This is a genomic window from Allobosea sp. CER48 (assembly GCF_044752385.1).
GTDB lineage: Bacteria > Pseudomonadota > Alphaproteobacteria > Rhizobiales > Beijerinckiaceae > Allobosea.
In genome coordinates this window covers 1-1384 of the sequence record NZ_JBIWYK010000656.1, presented here as the reverse complement: position 1 = coordinate 1384, position 1384 = coordinate 1, and the positions used below count along the sequence as shown (strand labels likewise).

Annotated in this window: 1 protein-coding gene; it reads left to right on the top strand. The window is 68.7% G+C overall.

Annotated elements, in window-relative coordinates; all coding sequences use genetic code 11:
* Nucleotides 1–43 precede the first annotated feature (43 nt).
* Nucleotides 44–1294 (top strand): ankyrin repeat domain-containing protein, encoded by a 1251-nt coding sequence (locus tag ACIPIA_RS16325; RefSeq protein ID WP_400511024.1) that lies wholly within the window; start codon nt 44–46, stop codon nt 1292–1294.
* The last annotated feature ends 90 nt before the right edge of the window (nt 1295–1384 follow it).

Sequence of the window (1384 nt, the reverse complement as noted above, 5' to 3'; positions counted from 1 at the left end):
CAGGCCGAAGCCGGCCCTGCCATCCGACCGACAGGATAAACCGATGACGACCCAGCCTTCCAGCACGCCGCTGATCGCCGCCGCCGAGCAAGGCGATCATGCTGCCGTCGAGCAGTTGCTCGCGGCCGGCGCCGCGCTGGATGCCCGGGACGGCCTCGGCCGCACGGCACTGATGGCCGCGACGCAGAAGAACGACCTCGCCATGGCACGCCGCCTGATCGAGGCGGGCGCCGACGTCAATGCGCGCGATATCACCCTGCTGTCGCCCTATCTCTGCGCCGGTGCCAACGGCTTCAATGCGATCCTGAAGCTGGCGATCGCTTCCGGCGCCGATCGGAACAGCGTGAACCGCTTCGGTGGCACGCCGCTGCTGCCGTCGAGCGAGAAGGGCTTCCTGCGCACGGTCCGCGTCTGCCTGGCGGCGGGGATCCCGGTCGACCGGGCGAATGATCTCGGCTGGTCGGCGCTGCTGGAGGCCGTGATCCTCGGCGATGGCGGCCGCCTCTATGGCGATGTGGTCGAGGCGCTGGTCGAAGCGGGCGCCAGCCCGCATCTCAAGGACCGCGACGGCAAATCGTCGCTGCAGCATGCCCAGGCGCTCGGGCAGGAGCGCGTGCTGACGATCTTCCGCGGCGATAGCGGACCTGCCGGTCCGCTGGGTGCCGCGATTCGGCAGGCGAAGGCACAGGAGAAGAGCGAGCGCTACGAGGACGCGCTGGCGACCATCGAGGCCGCGCTCGCCCGGCATCGCGGTGATGCCGATCTGCTCTATTACCAGGGCTATTATCTCTACGAACTCGGCCGCTGCGAGGAGGCGATCCGCGCCTTCGAGACGGCGCTGTCGCTGAATCCGGACGCGATCGAGTTCCACTTCTACATCGCCTATGCCCGACGCGCGATGAAGCAGCCGGAGGCGGCGCTGGCGGCCTTCGATGCCGGTGTTGCGAAACGCCCCGAGGTCGCGTTCCTGCGCTACCACAAGTCGAATTATCTCCGCGAACTCGGCCGGCATGAGGCCGCCGTCGCAGCGATGGACGAACTGCTCGCCCAGCAGCCGGGGCGCTACGACTTCTCATTCCACAAGGCCAACAGCCTGCGGTCGCTCGGCCGGCACGAGGAAGCGATCACCGCGATCGAGAACGCGATCGCAAGTGACGCCGGCAACCCGCTCTACCGCCAGCACAAGGTCCAGTCGCTGCGCCTGCTCGGCCGCGAGGTTGAGGCCGAGAGCGAGCTCGCCCAGATTCAGAAGCAGGTCCCGGCGGAGCGGCTCAGAGCCGCTCGCGCCGGCTGAGAGATCGCGGCAGGCCCGGCCCGATGAGCGCTTTCGCCACGATGCAGGCCAGATCCGGGGATGGCGCCTTCCTGGCGCGGTTGAACGGGG

Coding starts and splice junctions, on each gene's coding strand:
- ACIPIA_RS16325 (WP_400511024.1), top strand. CDS start 44: ATGACGACCCAGCCTTCCAGCACGCCGCTGATCGCCGCCGCCGAGCAA.